At 68.1% G+C, this 13696-nt stretch carries 13 protein-coding genes; 3 read left to right on the top strand and 10 right to left on the bottom strand.

Annotation, left to right across the window (positions count from 1 at the left end; genetic code table 11):
- Positions 1 to 76 precede the first annotated feature (76 nt).
- The 3 genes from SF06_RS12210 (at position 77) to SF06_RS12220 (ending at position 2624) form a co-directional block, all read left to right on the top strand.
- On the top strand, positions 77 to 1108 hold the full coding sequence (locus SF06_RS12210) for an AraC family transcriptional regulator (protein WP_039561709.1): 1032 nt from the start codon (positions 77 to 79) through the stop codon (positions 1106 to 1108).
- Between the two features lie 63 nt (positions 1109 to 1171).
- A complete protein-coding gene (locus SF06_RS12215; protein WP_139326700.1) occupies positions 1172 to 1726 on the top strand; it encodes a LemA family protein in 555 nt (184 codons plus the stop codon).
- Between the two features lie 10 nt (positions 1727 to 1736).
- Entirely contained in the window at positions 1737 to 2624 is an 888-nt protein-coding gene (locus SF06_RS12220) for a GIDE domain-containing protein (RefSeq protein ID WP_052199811.1), read from the top strand.
- 57 nt (positions 2625 to 2681) lie between these two features.
- Here the strand turns inward: SF06_RS12220 and SF06_RS12225 are convergent, their stop codons facing one another.
- The 10 genes from SF06_RS12225 to SF06_RS12270 form a co-directional block, all read right to left on the bottom strand.
- The gene (locus tag SF06_RS12225; RefSeq protein WP_039561713.1) at positions 2682 to 2969 is read right to left on the bottom strand and encodes a helix-turn-helix domain-containing protein; all 288 of its coding nucleotides are present in this window, start codon (positions 2967 to 2969) and stop codon (positions 2682 to 2684) included.
- Entirely contained in the window at positions 2953 to 3291 is a 339-nt protein-coding gene (locus SF06_RS12230; RefSeq protein WP_039561715.1) for a type II toxin-antitoxin system RelE/ParE family toxin, read from the bottom strand. Before SF06_RS12230 ends, SF06_RS12225 begins: the two co-directional genes overlap by 17 nt.
- Before the next feature lie 123 nt (positions 3292 to 3414).
- Entirely contained in the window at positions 3415 to 5133 is a 1719-nt protein-coding gene (locus tag SF06_RS12235; RefSeq protein ID WP_039561717.1) for a bifunctional protein-serine/threonine kinase/phosphatase, read from the bottom strand.
- A gap of 116 nt (positions 5134 to 5249) precedes the next feature.
- Positions 5250 to 6062 (bottom strand): formate/nitrite transporter family protein, encoded by an 813-nt coding sequence (locus tag SF06_RS12240; protein WP_039561718.1) that lies wholly within the window; start codon positions 6060 to 6062, stop codon positions 5250 to 5252.
- Between the two features lie 32 nt (positions 6063 to 6094).
- Complete coding sequence (nirD, locus tag SF06_RS12245) at positions 6095 to 6439, bottom strand: nitrite reductase small subunit NirD (RefSeq protein ID WP_027591027.1); 345 nt, start codon at positions 6437 to 6439, stop codon at positions 6095 to 6097.
- Positions 6439 to 8964 carry a nitrite reductase large subunit NirB gene (gene nirB / locus SF06_RS12250; RefSeq protein WP_039561721.1) on the bottom strand — a complete coding sequence of 842 codons (2526 nt, stop codon included), beginning with the start codon at positions 8962 to 8964 and terminating at the stop codon, positions 6439 to 6441. The genes nirD and nirB overlap by 1 nt, the downstream gene beginning before the upstream one ends.
- A 365-nt stretch (positions 8965 to 9329) precedes the next feature.
- Positions 9330 to 9806, bottom strand: a complete 477-nt coding sequence (locus SF06_RS12255; RefSeq protein ID WP_037009246.1) for a YMGG-like glycine zipper-containing protein — start codon at positions 9804 to 9806, stop codon at positions 9330 to 9332.
- A gap of 175 nt (positions 9807 to 9981) precedes the next feature.
- A complete protein-coding gene (locus tag SF06_RS12260; RefSeq protein WP_234703326.1) occupies positions 9982 to 10854 on the bottom strand; it encodes a copper resistance protein B in 873 nt (290 codons plus the stop codon).
- Positions 10855 to 10865: 11 nt separating this feature from the next.
- Positions 10866 to 12617, bottom strand: coding sequence for a copper resistance system multicopper oxidase (locus SF06_RS12265; protein WP_039561722.1), 1752 nt, complete (start codon positions 12615 to 12617; stop codon positions 10866 to 10868).
- Between the two features lie 39 nt (positions 12618 to 12656).
- The gene (locus SF06_RS12270) at positions 12657 to 13658 is read right to left on the bottom strand and encodes a YncE family protein (RefSeq protein ID WP_027591928.1); all 1002 of its coding nucleotides are present in this window, start codon (positions 13656 to 13658) and stop codon (positions 12657 to 12659) included.
- Between the last annotated feature and the right edge of the window lie 38 nt (positions 13659 to 13696).

Consider the following 13696-nt stretch of genomic DNA (forward strand, 5'->3'; position numbering starts at 1 on the left):
GTAGTTCTTGTTTTTGCCGGCGAGCATAGGCAGCCTTGGCGCGGCCCGGCCTGACATTTTGCGAACGAGGACCCTCATGACCCAGATCGCCCGCAGCGCCGTGTTCATCGGTTTCGAAGCACTCTGCCGCGCCAATGGCCTCGACCCGCTATCCCTGCTCCCACGTTGTGCCCTGGACCCCGAGGTGCTGCAGCGCCGCGACCTGTATGTGCCCTATGCACGCTTCGGCCAGGCGCTGGCGCTGGCGGCCGAACGCTCCGGCAACCCGCTGTTTGGCCTGCACCTGAGCCGCCTGCACGACTATCTGATCTTCGGCCCGTTCGGCCTGTTGCTCGCCCAGGCAGAAAGCTTCCCCGAGGTGCTGCGCCTGACCCGCAACTATGTGCACCTGCACGCCCAGGGCATCGAACTGGCGACGCTGGAGCAGGGCGATGCCCTGGAGATGCGCTACAGCCTGACGCTGCGCGAGCACATCGACACGCGCCAGTTGCTGGAGCTGGGACTGGGCGTGGTGCACCGCAGCCTGGGCAGCCTGTTCGGCGACGCCTGGCGGCCGCGGCGGCTGGAGATCCGCCATGAGGCGCGCGCACCGTTGCCGCACTACGAGGCGTTCTTCGGCTGCGAGGTGCGTTTCGGCCAGGCGCGCAACGCCTTCATCACCGACCGTGCGCTGGTGAACCATCGCCCGCTGGCCCAGGCCGCCCCGTTGCGCTCCCACCTGCTGGCCGAGTTCGCCGGCCAGGCGGACATCGCCGAAGATCCGGTGGCGCAGCTGTGCTACGTGCTCCAGTCGATCCTCACCACCGGCGAAGCCAGCCTGCCGGTGGCCGCCCGCCTGCTCGGCCAGCACCCGCGCGTGCTGCAGAAGACCCTGCAGGCGCGCGGGGTCAGCTTTCGTACCCTGCTCGACCGGGTGCGTTACCAGGAAGCCTGCCAGCAGCTGCGCCAGTCGGGCCAGTCCATCACCGAGCTGGCGCTGCACCTGGGGTATGGCGACGAAACCGCATTCGCGCGCGCCTTCCGGCGCTGGAGCGGGGTGTCGCCGCAGGCGTGGCGGCAACGCGCGAATGCGGGGCCGATCAATCCTTCGCGCTGCGCCAGGCCATAGACTCCGCGACTTTATGCGCAACGACATTGCGGGGGTTGCATGAGTCCGAGTCTGACGGTGGCGATGGTTCTGGTGGTGGCGTTCTTCGCCGTGGCGTACGCGGTGGGACTGTACAACGGCCTGGTGCGCCTGAAGCATGGCGTGGGCAAGGCCTGGGCGAACATCGACGTGTTGCTGCGCCAGCGCCACGAGGAGCTGCCCAAGCTGGTGGAGACCTGCAAGCAGTACATGCAGCACGAGCGCGCCACGCTGGAGCGGGTGATCGAAGCGCGCAACGCGGTGGCCAGCGCCCGCGAGCGGCATGACATGCAGGCGCTGGGCCAGGCGGAAAGCGGCTTGCGCGCCGGGCTGGGGAAGCTGTTCGCGCTGGCCGAGAATTATCCGCAGCTGAAGGCCGACGAGAGCTTCCGCCATCTGCAACAGCGCATCAGCGCCCTGGAGAGCGGCATCGCCGACCGGCGCGAGCTGTACAACGAGGCGGTCAATCTGAACAACGTGCGCATCGAGCAATTCCCGGATGTGCTGCTGGCGCGTTTCTTCGGCTTCGCCGCCGCGACCCTGTTGCAGTTCAGCGAGGCGGAAAAGGCCGACGTGGATCTCAAGGCGCTGTTCGGCTGAGGACGGGGCGATGAATGTCGTGCATACGCTGGCGCTGTTCGCCGGGGCGGTCTTCGCCTGTGCTGCCGGCGGCTGGAACAGCGTGCGCTGCTGGTCGCAGGCGCGCCATCTGCAGGACACGCCCAGCTCGAAGATCCGCTCCGCGGCGCAGGGGTATGTGGAGCTGGCCGGCCTGCTCCAGTCCGCGGAGCAGACGCAGTTCGGGCCACTCACCGGACAGCCGTGCCTGTGGTGGCGCTACGAGATCGAACGCTATAGGACGAGCGGCAGGTCGCGCCGCTGGCAGACGTTGGAGAGCGGTCGCAGCGAGGCCTGGCTGCGCCTGGCCGACAGCACCGGCGAATGCGTGATCGATCCGCGCGGCGCGCAGGTTTATCCGGCGACGCGCCAGGTGTGGGAGGGCACGCTGCGCCATCCGTTGCGCGACGCCTCCTACGGGCTGCTGGACGGGCTGTTCGGCGCCCGGTATCGCTATACCGAGGAACGCCTGCACGTGGGCGAGTACCTGTATGCCATCGGCGAATTCCAGACAGAAAGCCCGGCCAGCCGCTCCCTCGACGGGGAACAGGCCCGGGGCGCGGTGGTGCGTGAATGGAAAGCGGATTTCACCGGCCTGCTGCGCCGTTTCGACGCCAACGGTAACGGTCGCCTGGATGACGAAGAGTGGCGGCTGGTCCAGCTGGCCGCCCGCCTGGAAGCCGAGCAGCGCCATCGGCAGGCCGCCCGGCAACCCGACTGGCACCGCCTGGCCAAACCCGGCGAGGCGCAGCCGTTCGTTCTTTCCAGCCGCGGCAAGGAGGGCGCGATCCGTCATCTGCGCAGGAAGGCGCTGCTAAGCGCGCTGGTATGCCTGGCGGCGGCGGGGATGACGGCAGTATTGCTCGATCGGTTGTTGTGAGCGGACTGGATTGGCGAGGATAGCCTGGCGCTCCCAGCGCGGCGCCAACTGCTGTGGTCAAACGAGGTGCACCTCGACCCGCTTTCCCAGCGCGGCTGCATACTTGCGCAGCGTATCCAGGCTGGGCGAGTGCTTGCCGGAGGCAAGGGCGTTCTCCAGTCTGGCCACGGCCGGCGCTTTGGTGCCCATGCGCTCGGCCACCTGCGCCTGGGTCAGCCCGGCGGCGCGGCGCGCGGCCAGCATCTCATCCAGCAGGGCGAATTCCTCGCGGTTGAGGCGTTCGTATTCGGTGCGGGCCTCCGGATCTTCCAGGGCCTTGGCCTTGAGTTCAGCGTGAGTCAGCATGTTTCTTCACCTCTTTCATGCGCATTTCGGCCAGCCGCCGCTCCTTGACGGGTGTCCTGCTGGCCTTCTTCACGAAGCTGTGGAGCACCACAATGCGCTGGTTCACTAGCGTGCAATAGAACACCCGCGCGATACCTCCCGCTGCCTTCAGGCGTAGCTCGAACAGGCCGTCGCCGAAGGATTTGCTGTGGGGTTCGCCCAAATGGGGACCGTACAGTTCCATGCGGTCGGTCAGTGCGAAGTAGCGACCGCGCAAGCCTGCGGGGAGCCCAAGCACCTCTTCCTGAACCTTTTCGTTGTAGTACGTGATGGTGTAGTTCATCGACGGTGGCATGCTAACAAATATGTTATCGAGGCGGCAGCCGACAACGACAGGCGGAACCGTGCTGGTCCGTAGGGTAGTCAAGCCCCAGCCGGGCCACCGGCCGGTGTGGCCTGCCGGGTGTTAGCGCAACAGGAGCATCATAAGCATCGCCAACTGCACCCACACCACCGTCTGCCAGAAGCGCAGCGGATGGCGCTGCAGCAGCGGCGCTTTCGCGCGTTGCCGCAGCTCCGGCGGCGGCTGGCGCAGATCGTGGAGAAATTCCGACAACTCGCCGTAGCGCCGCGCCGGGTTGGGGTGCACAGCCTTGCGCAGCACGGCGTCGACCCAGCTCGGCAGGGCGCGATCCTCGCGCCACAGCGGGCGGTAGCGCAGGCGCAGCTGGGCGGTGCGGCTGCGCGCTCGGGACACCTCGGCGCCGTAGGGCAGGTCGCCGCCCAGCAGGCGGTAGGCGATCACGCCCAGGGAGAACAAATCCGAACGAACGCTGCCGCCTTCGCCGAGGAAATACTCCGGTGCGGTGTACGCCAGCGCGCCGGGCACCGGGTTGTCCGGATCCATGCCACCTTCGGCCAGGCCGGTGACCTGCGCCGAGCCGAAGTCGATCAGTTTCAGGGTGCCGGCGGCGTCGATCAGGATGTTCTCCGGACGCAGGTCGCGGTGCAGCATTTCCAGGCGGTGAAAGGCGCGCAGGCCTCGGGCGATCTGCTCCAGCAGGTCGCGCACCTGCTCCAGCGAGGGCTGCGGATGATCGGTCATCCACTGGGCCAGCGTCTGGCCCTCGACGTATTCCGTCACGCTGTACAGAAACCGGCGTGGCCGGCCAGAGGCGGGTGCGCGCACCACATGCACGCTGTGCACGCGGCGGGCGATCCACTCCTCGAGCAGCAGGCGTTCGAGATACGCACGGTCGTGGCGCAGGTCCAGGGACGGGGTCTTGAGCACCAGCCGTTCGCCGCTGTGCTCGTCCTCGGCCAGGTACACATGGCTGCGGCTGCTGGCATGCAGTTCGCGCAGGATGCGGTAGCCGTCGAAGCACGCCGGCGGCTCCAGCAGCGGCGGCAGGGCGAGTTCTTCGAGCTGGCGTTGGACTTCCCCGGCCTCGCCGTCAGGCAGGGCATCGATGCGCACCAGCTGGGCGGTGAGGTTGTCGGGGCTGCCCCGCGCGTGGGCTTCCAGCACCAGGCGGCGGGCGGTGGCGTCCAGATCGTCCCCGTGGGCATCGATCAGCGCGAGCAGCGCCGCCTCGCTCAGCCATTCGTGCACGCCATCGGTGAGCAACAGGAACAGGTCGCCGACCTGCAGCGGCAGGGCGCGGTAGTCGATTTCCAGATGCGGGTTGATGCCCAGCGCCCGGCCCAGGCAGCTCTGCTCCGGCGACAGCCAGACCCGGTGCTCCTCGGTGAGCGGTTCCAGCTGGCCGTTGCGCAGCCGATAGATGCGCGCATCGCCGACATGGAACAGGTGCGCGGTGGTGGACTTGAGCACCAGTGCGCTGAAGGTGCAGACATGGCCGCGGTCACGGTCGTAGCGGTACGGGCTGCGCCGCGTCTGGGCATGCAGCCAGGCGTTGGCAGCGACCAGCACGCGCTGGCCGGATTGCTTCACCGACCAGGCGTCCGGCGTGCAGAAGTAGTCTTCCAGAAAGCTCTTCACCGCCGTTTCGCTGGCGATGTGGCTGACCTCGCTGCTGCTGATGCCATCGGCGATGGCCAGGGCGATGCCCTTGCTGTGCTGCTGCTCGGGCTCGGGCAGGCGCAGGCCGTGGAAGTCCTGGTTGAGGGGCTTGCGGCCCTTGTCCGAGAACTGGCCGACGGTGACGGCGAGGGTGGTGGGCATGGAGGATATCGTGGATACAGGAGTTTGGGGCGAGCATTGATGCTGTTTGTCCCCCTCTCCCCTCGTGGGAGAGGGTTAGGGAGAGGGGGGAACGGCTGTACGCGACCCCGGATGACTCAAAGCACTGCCCGCTTCGGCGCCGTGCGCACATGGGTGGCGTACAGGGTCAGGCCGGTGAAGGCCAGGCCGCCGACCAGGTTGCCCAGCGCGGTGGGGATCTCGTTCCACAGCATGTAGTCCATGATCGAGAAGTCGCCGCCCATCATCAGCCCGGCCGGGAACAGAAACATGTTCACCACCGAGTGCTCGAAGCCCATGTAGAAGAACAGCATGATCGGCATCCACATGGCGATCGCCTTGCCGCCGACGGTGGTGGAGATCATCGCGCCCACCACGCCCATCGACACCATCCAGTTGCACAGCACGCCGCGCAGGAAGATGGTTGCCCAGCCGGCCGCGCCGTACTGGGCGTAGCCCAGGGTGCGCGCCTCGCCGATGTGCGAGAGCTTCTGGGCCACCTCGCCCGGCTCGGTGGAGAAGCCGTAGGTGAAGACGAACACCATCATGAAGGCCACGGTCAGCGCGCCGGCGAAGTTGCCGAGGAACACCAGCCCCCAGTTGCGCAGGATGCCGCCGACGGTGACGCCGGGACGGCGGTCGAGCAGCGCCAGCGGAGTGAGCATGAATACCCCGGTCAGCAGGTCGAAGCCCATCAGGTAGAGCATCACGAAGCCGACCGGGAAGAGCATGGCGCCGACCAGCGCCGAGCCGGTCTGCACGGTGATGGTGACGGCGAACACCGCCGCCAGGGCGAGGATGGCGCCGGCCATGAAGGCGCGGATCAGGGTGTCGCGGGTGGACATGTGGATCTTGGATTCGCCGGCGTCGACCATCTTGGTGACGAATTCGGCAGGCACGATATAGGACATGACGGGATTCCTGTTCTTCCGAAAGGGGGCAATCAGCCCAAAGCAATTTCCACGGCGTCGCCGTTCAGCCGCGCCGGCCAGACCCGCAGGCGTTGCTGCGGGTCCTCCAGGCACAGGCCGTCGTCCAGCCGGAAGTGCTGCTTGTAGAGGGGGGCGGCGACCACCGTTCGGCCCTTGAGGGAGCCGACGAGGCCGCGGCCGATGACGTTGGCACCGGATTTCGGGTCGCGGTTCTCGATGGCGTAGACCTGATCGCCGGACAGGTGGAACAGCGCCACCTGGGTGCCGTCCAGCCAGGCGACCACGCCAGAGTTGGCCACCAGATCATTGCGGCTGCACAGGGTGCGCCAGTGGGTGAGCGGGGCGAGCATGTTCATCAGTGCACCTCCTCGGCGGGAATCAGGGAAAGCTCGGACGCGCGCGCCGGACGGCGCTGGCCGCGTTCGCGCACGAAATGGATGTCGGGGTCGTCGCGGTGGTCGTTGACGAAGGTGCGGAAGCGCTTGAGCTTTTCCGGATCCTTCAGGGCGTTGGCCCATTCGCATTCGTAGCGGTCCACCACGAGCTGCATCTGGCGCTCCAGCTCGGCGCCCAGGCCCAGGCTGTCGTCGAGGATCACCGCCTTGAGGTAGTCCAGGCCGCCGTCCAGGCTTTCGCGCCACACCGAGGTGCGCTGCAGCTTGTCGGCGGTGCGGATGTAGAACATCAGCACGCGGTCGATGGTGCGGATCAGGCCGGCGTCGTCCAGGTCGGTGGCGAACAGCTCGGCGTGGCGCGGGCGCATGCCGCCGTTGCCGCAGATGTACAGGTTCCAGCCCTTCTCGGTGGCGATCACACCGATGTCCTTGCTCTGCGCCTCGGCGCATTCGCGGGTGCAGCCGGAGACGCCGAACTTGATCTTGTGCGGCGCGCGCAGGCCCTTGTAGCGGTTCTCCAGGGTCAGGGCCATGCCGACGCTGTCCTGCACGCCGTAGCGGCACCAGGTGCTGCCCACGCAGGACTTCACCGTGCGCAGCGACTTGCCGTAGGCGTGGCCGGTCTCGAAGCCGGCGTCGATCAGCTCGGCCCAGATGTCCGGCAACTGGTGCAGCTGGGCGCCGAACAGGTCGATGCGCTGGCCGCCGGTGATCTTGGTGTAGAGGTCATACTTCTTCGCCACCTGGCCGATGGCGATCAGCCCCTCGGGGGTAATCTCGCCGCCGGGCACGCGCGGCACCACCGAGTAGGTGCCGTTCTTCTGCATGTTGGCCATGAAGGTGTCGTTGGTGTCCTGCAGCGGCACCAGCGCCGGGTCCTGGATCGGCCGGTTCCAGCAGGAAGCGAGGATCGAACCCACCGCCGGCTTGCAGATGTCGCAGCCCAGCTCGCCCTTGCCGTGGCGGGCCAGCAGATCCTCGAAGCGCTCGATGCCTTCGACGCGCACGATGTCGTACAGCGCCTGGCGGGTGTGGGCGAAGTGTTCGCACAGGCTCTTGTCCACCGCCACGCCGCGGGCAGTCAGCTCATGCTCGAACACCTGCTTGAGCAGGCTGGCGCAGCCGCCGCAGCCGGTGGCTGCCTTGGTGGCGCTTTTGAGCTCGCCCAGGTCGGTGACGCCGGCATCCACCTGGCAGCACACCGCGCCCTTGGTGACGTTGTGGCAGGAACAGAGGGTGGCGGTGTCCGGCAGGGCGTCGGCACCCAGCGTCGGGGTGCCGTCGGAGACCGGCAGGATCAGGCTGGACGGGTCGGCCGGCAGCTTGATGCCGTTCTGCGCGTACTGCAGCAGGGTGTCGTAGTAACTGTTGTCGCCGACCAGCACGGCACCGAGCACCCGCTTGCCATCCGCGGCCACCACCAGACGCCGGTAGCTGGCCGTGGCTTCGTCGATGAAGCGGTAGCTGCGCGCACCCGGCGTGGCGGCATGGGCATCGCCGATGGAGCCGACGTCCACGCCCAGCAGCTTGAGCTTGGTGGACAGGTCGGCGCCGGTGAACGGCGTGGCGTCGAGGCCAGTCAGTTGGTCGGCCACGGTGCGCGCCATGCTGTAGCCCGGCGCCACCAGGCCGAACACGCTGCCGTTCCAGGCTGCGCATTCGCCGATGGCGTAGATGGCCGGATCGCTGCTGCGGCACAGATCGTCCACCGCCACGCCGCCGCGCGGGCCGATTTCCAGGCCAGCGGCGCGGCCCAGGGCGTCCTGCGGGCGGATGCCGGCGGAGAACACGATCAGGTCGGTTTCCAGGCTGTCGCCGTCCTTGAAGTCCATGCGGTAGCGATACTGGCTGCCGGCGACGATGGCCTCGGTGGCGCGCGACAGGTGCACGCCGACGCCGAGGGCCTCGATGCGCGCCCTGAGCGCCTCGCCGCCCAGCTCGTCCAGCTGCACGGGCATCAGGCGCGGGGCGAATTCCACCACATGGGCCTCCAGGCCCAGCGACTTCAGGGCGTTGGCCGCTTCCAGACCGAGCAGACCGCCGCCGACCACCACGCCGCGCCGGGCGCCCTGGGCGGCGAGCCGAATGGCGTCCAGATCCTCCAGGGTGCGGTAGACCAGCCGGGATGTGCCCTCGGCACCGGGAATCGGCGGCACGAACGGGTAGGAGCCGGTGGCCAGCACCAGATGGTCGTAGGCGTAGCGGCCCTGTGCGGTCACCACTTCGTTGCGGGCGCGGTCGATGGCGGTCACCGCCTCGCCCAGGTGCAGCTGCACGCCGTGGCGGGCATAGAAATCCGCCTCGCAGAGCGCCAGCGACTCGGCATCCCGACCGCCGAAGTACTCGGACAGGTGCACCCGGTCGTAGGCACGCTGGCGCTCTTCGCCGAACACCCGCACCTGAAAGCGCTCGAGCGCACCCTGCTCGGCCAGACGGGCCACGCAGTGATGACCCACCATGCCGTTGCCGATGATGACGATGTTCATGTGTCCTTCCTCTGCCTTTGCCGGCCGGTGTTCCGCCGGCCGAAACGCAAAAAGGCGCCTGGAGCCGTTGAGAGCTCCAGGCGCCTTTGCCTGGTGATTCGATGTGGGGTGGTGTTGGCCGAGCGCCGTTGCCCGGATCACCTGAATAACGGGGTCTTCGCTGACCCTGCCTGGGAGTTAGCAGGGAGCGTGCCAGCGACGGAATGACGTGCGGCAATGCCCGATGCAGAGGGGTTTGGCGGCGAATAAGGGCAGGCGCGACGGGCTTGACGAATGATCCCTGATGGGGCGAAGCGCCCGTCGCGCTCCCTGTTTTGGGGCAGAGGCGTTATCCCCTCTCACCCGGCCGGGGAGAGGGGAAGGACTCAGCGGTACTTGTGGTGCCACTGCTCCTTGTAATGGCCCCGGCCGCGTTTGTGCTTGTGATCGTGGCGCACATGGCGACGGTCGCCCCGGTAATCACCCCGGTAATCGCGTCTGTCATCATCGCCGTAGGCATTGCCCAGCGCGCCGCCGGCGGCGCCACCCACGGCGGCACCCAGCAGGCCGCCATTGGTACCGCCGACCTGCTGGCCCAGCACATTGCCACCGGCCGCGCCCAGTCCACCGCCGACAGCGGCTTCGGTGCGAGAGCGCTTGTCGGCGCCAACGGCACTGCCGGCAGCACCACCGACCCCGGCGCCGATCACCGCGCCGGTGCTGCCGCCAAGGTGTCCGCCGACCACGCTGCCCATCACGCCACCCAGCGCTCCACCGACGGCGGCTTCGGTGTTATTGCCGGCAAAGGCGGCGCCGCTGAACAGGCCGAGGGTCAGGAAAACAATCGGGGCATGCTTCTTCATCAGGTGTGGCCTCAGAAAAATGACGGGGCGATGCTCGCTGCCCGAGGGTGCCGAAACAAGCCCTCGGCCGACGAGCTGCACGGCTTTACCGACTTTTTAAGCCGTCCTTACAAAACGCGGAACTTTGCGTCCTGGCGCGCAGCCAAACGCCCCTGGCCGGTAGCGGTCGCGGGCCTCAAAACCAGAAACGAACCCCGGCGACCACGGCGGTTTCCTCGCGATCCTCTCCCGCGCGGCGCAGGTAATCCGCCGTGTTGCCATAGGCGCGCTGCCAGCTCACGCCCAGGTAGGGGGCGAACTGCCGGGTGATCTCGTAGCGCAGTCGCAGGCCGGCCTCCACATCGCTGAAGCCCGCGCCAACGCCGCGCGCCGCGTCGTTGCGACCGTGCAGGTTGAGCTCCACGGCCGGCTGCAGGATCAGCCGGTTGGTCAGCAGGATGTCGTAGTCGGCGGCCAGGCGCAGGCCGGTCTGGCCGCCTTCGCCGAAGAACGCGCTGACTTCGGTTTCCAGGCCGTACAACGGCATGCCCTGGACGCCCGCCACCGCCCAGGTCTGCGGCGAGCCCGGCTTGAAGTCCTGACGCACGCCGAGCACGCTTTCCCACCAGGGGCCGATGGCGTGGCTCCACAGCAGCTGCAGTTCGGCTTCCTCGGTGTGGCCATCGATGCGCTCGCCTTCCGAGCGCACCGCCAGGCGGTTGATATCGCCGCCGATCCAGCCGTCGATATCCCAGGCCAGGGCGTTGCCGTCGTCGGCATCCCGCCATTCCAGCTGGTCGGCAAGCAGCAGGAAGTTGGTCCCGCCCGCGTGCATGGCGTGCGGCGGCAGGTCGGGGAAGGCGGCGGCGCGGTCGGCGGCGGTTGGCGCCGGGATCGGCGTGCGGCCGGCGCCGTGCGCTGGCGCACGGTGGTGGCGATGGTCATCGGCACTGGGTGAGGGCGTGCTCGGCGGATGGTGGCCATCGTGGGCACCTTGTGCCAGCGCCTGTGTGGTAAGCAGCAGGCCGACGGTCAGCGAAGCGAAATGGGATGTGCTGCGGAGGTTCATCATCGGCTTCCTCATTCTTCCACGCGGACTTCGCGAAACATGCCGAGGTCCATGTGCATCAACAGGTGGCAGTGGAAGGCCCAGCGGCCCAGCGCGTCGGCGGTGACGCGAAAGCTGCGCCGGGAACCGGGCGGCATGTCGATGGTGTGCTTGCGCACCAGGAAGTTGCCCGGTTCGTCCTCCAGGTCGCTCCACAGGCCGTGCAGGTGGATGGGGTGATGCATCATGGTGTCGTTGACCAGCACGATGCGCAGGCGCTCGCCGTACTTCAGGCGGATCGGCTCGGCATCGGCGAACGGCACGCCGTCGAACGACCAGGCGAAGCGCTCCATATGGCCGGTCAGGTGCAGCTCCAGGGTGCGCCCCGGCTGGCGACCGTCCGGGTCGGCGAAGCGGCTGCGCAGGTCGGCGTAGGTCAGCACCCGCCGCCCGTTGTCGCGCAGGCCGATGCCCGGATCGTCCAGCTTGGCCACCGGCATCATGGTCTGCATGTCGAGCAACGGGTTGCCCGTCTCGCTGGCCGGGTGCGTCACCGTGCCCTGATCTAGGCCCGCCATGGCGCCGTGAGCGCTGTGATCCATATCCGCCATCGAACCGTGGGAACCGTGATCCATACCGGCCGCCTGGCCGTGCGCCCCATGCTCGCCGTGGCCCATGTCCGCCATGCTCAGCACCGGGCGCGGGTCCACGGCCGGCACCGGCGCGCGCAGGCCATCGCGCACCGCCAGCGTGCCGCAGGCATAGCCGCTGCGATCCATGGCCTGGGCGAACAGGCTGTAGGCCGGTTGGTCGCCGGGTTCGACCAGCACGTCATAGGTTTCCGCCACCGCCAAGCGCAGTTCGTCCACCTGCACCGGCTCGACCGGCTGGCCGTCGGCGGCGATCACGGTGAGCTTCAGGCCGGGGATGCGGAAATCCAGGTAGCTCATGGCCGAGCCGTTGATCAGGCGCAGGCGAATGCGCTCGCCCGGCTTGAACAACCCGCTCCAGGGATTCGCCGGCGTGCGGCCATTGAGCAGGTAGGTGTAGGTGGCGCCGCTGACGTCGGCCAGGTCCGTGGGGCTCATGTTCATCCGTGCCCAGGCCCAGCGGTCACCCAGCGTTGCGCTCCAGCCCTGGTCGGCCACGTCGCGGATGAAGTCGCCGACGGTGCGGCGGTGCTCGTTGTAGTAGTCGGACTGCTTCTTCAGCTTGGCCAGCACCCGCGCGGGATTCTCGTCGGTCCAGTCGGAGAACATCACCACGTAGTCGCGTTCGTAGCGGTGGGGCTCGGGCTGCCGTGGCTCGATGATCAGCGGGCCGTACACGCCGAGCTGCTCCTGGAAGCCGGAATGGCTGTGGTACCAGTAGGTGCCGTGCTGCTTCACCCGGAAGCGGTATTCGTACAGGCCGTTCGGCGCGATGCCGGCGAAGCTGAAACCCGGCACGCCGTCCATGTTGGCCGGCAGCAGGATGCCGTGCCAGTGGATCGAGGTGTCCACCGGCAGGCGGTTGCGCACGCGCAGGGTCACGGTGTCGCCTTCGCGCCAGCGCAGCAGCGGGCCGGGAATCGAGCCGTTGATGGCCATGGCGGTGCGCCGCTTGCCGGTGAAGTCGACGTCCAGCGCGTCGATGGTCAGGTCGAACTCGGTGCCGGCCAGCACGGTCGGCTGTCCGGGGCTGGTCAGCGCCCAGACCGGCTGGCGCCACAGGCCCAGGCCGGCGAAGGCGCCGCCGGCGGCGAGGCCCTTGAGCAAGGTGCGTCGTGAAGTCGTGGAATGCATGCGAGCGGATGTCCTTATGAGTCAAGAAGGTGCGCGAACTCAGCGCGCCACGATGCCGTTGGGGCCAGCGGCGGTCGGGTAGCGGGTCAACTCCCGGTGGCTGTTCAGGTCGACCACCGACACGCTGGCGTCGAAGGCGTTGCTGATGTAGGCGCGGCTGCCGCCCTCGGCGATGGACACGCCGTGGGCGCCCTTGCCGACCTCCGGGCTGGCCAGGAGCCGGCCGCTGCGGGCATCCAGGACCGACAGGCTGTGTCCGGGCGCCTGTGCGCTGCCCTGGTTGGCCACCACCAGTTGCTTGCCATCGGGCGAGACGGACAGCTGGATGGGACCGGGGCCGACCGGGTAGGTGTCGAGCAGCGAGCGCTGACGCGGATCGACCGCCGCCACCGCGTCTTCGCCACTGAGGGACACGAACAGGCGCTGGCCGTCGGGGGCGAAGGCGACCTGCACCGGTTTCTTGCCGACCGCGATGCGCGCGACTTCTTTGCGGCGCTGCACGTCGATCAGGCTGACATCGCCGCTGTCGCGGTTGGCCACCGCCAGGCTGCGGCCGTCCGGCGACAGGCGCAGGCCGTGAGGGTAGCGACCTACCGCGATGCGCTCCGCGACCCGCCTGGTGACGAGGTCGACGACCAGCACCGCATGGCTGTCTGCATCGGTGATGAATACCCATTTGCCGCTGGCATCGGGCACCACGTGGGCCAGGTGACCGCCGATGGCAATCGGGATTGCCGGGGCGTCGGGATTCAGCGCATCCAGCACCAACAGGCGACCGCCTTCGTCATGCCCGCCATGCCCGCCGTGGCCATGCGCCTGGCCAGCGGGCATGCCGACAATCAGCAGGGACTTGCCATCGGGGGTCAGATCCACGTTGTGGGGTAGCACCTCCAGGGCGACGGTGCGGGTGGACGCGGCGTCCTCGTCGATGATGGTCAGGCTGCCGGCGCCTTCGTTGGCGACATAGACGGTGGCAGCCATCACGGGCGTGCCGGCGAACAGGGCGCTGGTCAGTGCCAGCGCCAACAGGCGGGATTGCATGGGGAAATCCTCTGGCATTGCGATCTACCCCCAGCCTG

It is taken from the genome of Pseudomonas flexibilis (assembly GCF_000802425.1).
Lineage (GTDB): Bacteria > Pseudomonadota > Gammaproteobacteria > Pseudomonadales > Pseudomonadaceae > Serpens > Serpens flexibilis.

Excerpts from the sequence above, each read along its gene's own strand:
- SF06_RS12270 (WP_027591928.1), bottom strand. The coding sequence starts at position 13,658 with ATGCAATCCCGCCTGTTGGCGCTGGCACTGACCAGCGCCCTGTTCGCC.
- SF06_RS12265 (WP_039561722.1), bottom strand. The coding sequence starts at position 12,617 with ATGCATTCCACGACTTCACGACGCACCTTGCTCAAGGGCCTCGCCGCC.
- SF06_RS12215 (WP_139326700.1), top strand. The coding sequence starts at position 1,172 with ATGGTTCTGGTGGTGGCGTTCTTCGCCGTGGCGTACGCGGTGGGACTG.
- SF06_RS12235 (WP_039561717.1), bottom strand. The coding sequence starts at position 5,133 with ATGCCCACCACCCTCGCCGTCACCGTCGGCCAGTTCTCGGACAAGGGC.
- SF06_RS12240 (WP_039561718.1), bottom strand. The coding sequence starts at position 6,062 with ATGTCCTATATCGTGCCTGCCGAATTCGTCACCAAGATGGTCGACGCC.
- nirB (WP_039561721.1), bottom strand. The coding sequence starts at position 8,964 with ATGAACATCGTCATCATCGGCAACGGCATGGTGGGTCATCACTGCGTG.
- nirD (WP_027591027.1), bottom strand. The coding sequence starts at position 6,439 with ATGAACATGCTCGCCCCGCTCACCCACTGGCGCACCCTGTGCAGCCGC.
- SF06_RS12225 (WP_039561713.1), bottom strand. The coding sequence starts at position 2,969 with ATGCTGACTCACGCTGAACTCAAGGCCAAGGCCCTGGAAGATCCGGAG.
- SF06_RS12210 (WP_039561709.1), top strand. The coding sequence starts at position 77 with ATGACCCAGATCGCCCGCAGCGCCGTGTTCATCGGTTTCGAAGCACTC.
- SF06_RS12230 (WP_039561715.1), bottom strand. The coding sequence starts at position 3,291 with ATGAACTACACCATCACGTACTACAACGAAAAGGTTCAGGAAGAGGTG.
- SF06_RS12220 (WP_052199811.1), top strand. The coding sequence starts at position 1,737 with ATGAATGTCGTGCATACGCTGGCGCTGTTCGCCGGGGCGGTCTTCGCC.
- SF06_RS12260 (WP_234703326.1), bottom strand. The coding sequence starts at position 10,854 with ATGAACCTCCGCAGCACATCCCATTTCGCTTCGCTGACCGTCGGCCTG.
- SF06_RS12255 (WP_037009246.1), bottom strand. The coding sequence starts at position 9,806 with ATGAAGAAGCATGCCCCGATTGTTTTCCTGACCCTCGGCCTGTTCAGC.